Below are 3,953 nucleotides of genomic sequence, written 5' to 3' on the forward strand. Positions count from 1 at the left end.
CCCCAGAAGGCCCGGCCGGCCGGCTTGACGATGCGGCCGCCGGCTTCTTGCGCCATGGCGAGCACCTCGTCCACCTCGGCGTCGGAGCGGGTGTTGTAGGCGAGATAGACAGCCGACGGCGCCCCGGTGAAGGCAATGCCGGAATCCTCCTCGGCGCTGGCGCGCGGGAACAGGCCGAGAATGACGCCGCCCATCTGGAAGAAGGCAACACCGTCGGTGATGCCGGCATGACGGGTCAGGCCCATCGCCTCATAGAAGCGCACCGCGCGGTCGAGGTCGTCTGTAGCGATGGTAATGATGGAGATGCGCGGTTCCATTTCTGTATGCTCGCGGCTAACGTGATCGATATTTACACATCAATATGTTTATACGCCAAGTAAATCACCAAGACAGTACTTAACATCCATAGAACCACCCATATAGAAACCCAAAAATCCTGATACTTTCGCCTTTCCGCCCAGTTAAGCAACTCGTGAGAAGGATGTCGAGGAAATCGCTCACGGCCAACCTCGTGCCACTTCATTCGTCCGTCCATTCCGGCTTGCGCTTGCCGATGAAGGCGCCGATGCCTTCCTCCGCATCGCGCGCCAGCATGTTTTCGACCATGATGCTGCCGGTATAGGCATAGGCATCCGCCAGCCCCATTTCGGCCTGCGCGTAAAACGCCTCCTTGCCGGTCTTGATCACCAAGGATGATTTGGAAGCAATGGTTTGCGCGTATTTGGTGACAATCTGATTCAGGTACTCGCGCGGCACGACGCGGTTGACCAGACCGAATTCCTTGGCCGTCGCCGCATCGATCGTCTCGCCGGTCAACAGCATCTCCATTGCATGCTTGCGCGAAACGTTGCGCGACAGCGCCACCATGGGCGTCGAACAGAACAGGCCGATGTTGACGCCCGGCGTGCAGAAGGTCGCTTCGTGCGAGGCGATCGCCAGATCGCAACTAGCGACCAGTTGCAGCCCCGCCGCGGTGGCCAGGCCGTCGACTTCGGCGATCACCGGCACGGGATGACGCACGATCGCCTGCATCAGCGCGGCACAAGCCGCGAACGTCTCTGCGAAAAAGGCCTTGCCATGATCGGCGTCAGCGCGGCGCGCGGTCATTTCCTTGAGATCATGGCCGGCGCAGAACACCTTGCCGGCCGCCGACAAAACGATGACGCGAACGGCCTTGTTGGTCTTGGCGCGCTCAAGTTCGGCCGTCAGCGCCGCCATCACCATCAGCGACAGGGCGTTGGCGGGCGGATTGGCGAGCGTGAGGCGCAGCACGCCCTTGTCCATTTGTGCGACAACCGGACCTTCAATGGCGGCAGGCTTGATGGCAAGGATTTCGGCCATGGATAAGGTCTCCGCGATTCCGCTCGGGGCTGCCAGAGTATCTAATACCGGATCGGATTTCGTCCAACACCCATCGCTTGCGCCAGGAGACGAAGGTTGCCAGAAATGCCGCGCTGCCCATACAGCTACGCACAAAACGAGAGACCGACATGCCCGCCCAAACCAACCTGAAGCCGGTGCTGACCGCGCAACAAGTCAATGCGCTGATGGAAACCGTCTATCCGCAGCTCAATGAGCAGTTCAAATATTTCGAGGCGATCGACGTGTTCCCCGGCGGCTGCACCGTGCGGCTCAATGCCGGCGAGCGGCACCTGCGTCCCGGCGGCACCGTATCCGGCCCCTCGCTGTTCACGCTGGCCGACATCGGCGGTTATGTCTGCGTGCTGTCGCATGCCGGGCCGGACGCGCTTTCCGTTACCGTCAACCTCGACATCAATTTCGTCCGCAAGGCCGAGGCCGGACCGATCGATGGCCATTGCCGCATCCTGAAGCTGGGAAAGAGCCTGATGGTGTTCGACATCGACATCGTCGCCGGCGCGGACGGACACACGGTGGCGCACGCCACCGGCACCTATTCGATCCCTCCGAAGCGAAATGACGGTGTGGTAAAATAATACCTTTTACCTAAACTATTGTTTTTGCAGCCCTTTACCTGCTATCGACCGTTTCGCGCGTCTTGACGCCACAACCACCCTCGCCTATAAGCCCTCACGAAGCAGCGGCCCGCAAAGGCCGCCGTTTTGTTATTGGCGGCGGGCAAGCGCTTTTCGCCAATCCAAGCAACAAGAAACGCCTTCCCTCGTGAAGGTCAGAACCGAGAGCAGAAAACATGACAACCTTTTCGCAGAAGCCTGCGGATGTGGTGAAGAAGTGGATCCTGATCGACGCCGAAGGTCTCGTCGTCGGTCGTCTGGCCACTGTCATCGCCAATCATCTTCGCGGCAAGCACAAGCCGACCTTCACTCCGCATGTCGACGACGGCGACAACGTCATCGTCATCAATGCCGACAAGGTGGTGTTCACCGGCAAGAAGTTCACCGACAAGGTCTATTACTGGCACACCGGCCACCCAGGCGGCATCAAGGAGCGCACCGCGCGCCAGCTGCTCGAGGGTCGTTTCCCCGAGCGTGTCGTCGAGAAGGCCGTTGAGCGCATGGTCCCGCGTGGCCCGCTCGGCCGTCGCCAGATGAAGAACCTGCGCGTCTATGCAGGTGCCGAGCATCCGCATGTCGCCCAGCAGCCCGTTGTACTCGACGTGGCCAAGCTGAACGCCAAGAACAAGAAGGTCGCATAAGATGGCTGAGCTTTCCTCGCTCGCAGAACTGGGCGCCGCCACCGGCAACACCAACACCCAGCCGGCAGCCCCCGTCCACGTCCAGAAGCTCGACAAGTCGGGCCGCGCCTATGCCACCGGCAAGCGCAAGAACGCCATTGCGCGCGTCTGGGTGAAGCCGGGTTCCGGCAAGATCATCGTCAACGACAAGGAATTCGCGACCTATTTCGCGCGTCCGGTCCTGCAGATGATCCTCAACCAGCCGATCATCGCCTCCAACCGCGCCGGCCAGTACGACATCGTCGCGACCGTTGTCGGCGGCGGTCTCTCCGGCCAGGCCGGCGCCGTGCGCCACGGCATCTCCAAGGCGCTGACCTACTACGAGCCGACGCTGCGCGCCGTGCTCAAGAAGGGTGGCTTCCTGACCCGCGACAGCCGCGTCGTCGAGCGCAAGAAGTACGGCAAGGCCAAGGCCCGTCGTTCGTTCCAGTTCTCGAAGCGCTAAGCGCTCCGAAATTCAGACAATCGAAAGGCCGCCTCCGGGCGGCCTTTTTGTTTGCGGCTCGGCAAGGAGGTAGAAGAGCGCGGCACCCTACCTCCCTTCGATGAGGAGGTCGGCGCGCAGCGCCGGTTGGGGTGATGGCGCCGGGGCGGCAATGCCTGGCGGCAGACCTCAAGGCCTGCCGGCCTTGATGAAATCAATAAACGCTCGCAGCGGGGCTGGCACCAGGCGCCGGCCGGGATAGTAGAGGAACGGCCCGGGAAAACTCGGCCACCACGGTTCGAGAATGGGCTCAAGGGCGCCGCTTTCGAAGTAAGGGCGGAGCCAGCCCTCGAAGAGGCCGATGATGCCGGTGCCGGCGATGGCCGCGTCGACGGCAAGATCGGTCGCCCCGCCGATCCGCACGATCAATGGCCCCGTCGGATCGACCCGCACCACCTCGCCGTCGCGCTCGAATTCCCAAGGCAGCATTGCACCGCTGGCAAAGCGCCCGCGCACACAAGAATGGCCAAGCAGGTCGCTCGGGTGTTGCGGCCGTCCGTGGCGATCAAGATAGGCAGGGCTGGCGGCGGTGGCGAAATGCTGCACGCGCGGTCCGATCGGCACCGCGATCATGTCCTGTTCCAGCCGCTCGTCATAGCGGATGCCGGCGTCGCACCCGGCTGCCAGCACGTCGACAAAGTTCTCGTCGGCGATCACCTCCAGCCGGATACCGGGATAGGCAGTGAGGAAACCCGGCACGATGTCGGGCAATATCAGCCGCGCGGCGCTGACCGGCACATTGAGACGCAACGAGCCCGCCGGCCTGTCGCGAAAGCCGTTCACCACGTCCAGCGC

The 3,953-nt window shown here is 62.3% G+C and carries 6 protein-coding genes; 3 read left to right on the forward strand and 3 right to left on the reverse strand.

The window, feature by feature from the left end:
* Together EN935_RS25555 and EN935_RS25560 are read right to left on the reverse strand one after the other, a co-directional pair.
* The coding region (locus EN935_RS25555; RefSeq protein WP_127373735.1) for a VOC family protein at positions 1-317 on the reverse strand (317 nt) is incomplete at its 3' end.
* Between the two features lie 202 nt (positions 318-519).
* Complete coding sequence (locus EN935_RS25560; protein ID WP_127265051.1) at positions 520-1,341, reverse strand: enoyl-CoA hydratase; 822 nt, start codon at positions 1,339-1,341, stop codon at positions 520-522.
* A 149-nt stretch (positions 1,342-1,490) separates the two neighbouring features.
* Between EN935_RS25560 and EN935_RS25565 the strand changes: the two genes are divergently transcribed.
* The 3 genes from EN935_RS25565 (at position 1,491) to rpsI (ending at position 3,119) form a co-directional block, all read left to right on the forward strand.
* Positions 1,491-1,955, forward strand: a complete 465-nt coding sequence (locus EN935_RS25565) for a PaaI family thioesterase (RefSeq protein ID WP_127265052.1) — start codon at positions 1,491-1,493, stop codon at positions 1,953-1,955.
* Between the two features lie 215 nt (positions 1,956-2,170).
* The gene (gene rplM / locus EN935_RS25570; protein ID WP_013532205.1) at positions 2,171-2,635 is read left to right on the forward strand and encodes a 50S ribosomal protein L13; all 465 of its coding nucleotides are present in this window, start codon (positions 2,171-2,173) and stop codon (positions 2,633-2,635) included.
* Between the two features lies 1 nt (position 2,636).
* Positions 2,637-3,119 carry a 30S ribosomal protein S9 gene (rpsI, locus tag EN935_RS25575; RefSeq protein ID WP_023810272.1) on the forward strand — a complete coding sequence of 161 codons (483 nt, stop codon included), beginning with the start codon at positions 2,637-2,639 and terminating at the stop codon, positions 3,117-3,119.
* 168 nt (positions 3,120-3,287) lie between these two features.
* Here the strand turns inward: rpsI and EN935_RS25580 are convergent.
* The coding region (locus EN935_RS25580) for a LysR substrate-binding domain-containing protein (protein ID WP_127373736.1) at positions 3,288-3,953 on the reverse strand (666 nt) is incomplete at its 5' end.

The organism is Mesorhizobium sp. M7D.F.Ca.US.004.03.1.1 (genome assembly GCF_003998635.1).
Classification (GTDB): Bacteria; Pseudomonadota; Alphaproteobacteria; order Rhizobiales; family Rhizobiaceae; genus Mesorhizobium; species Mesorhizobium loti.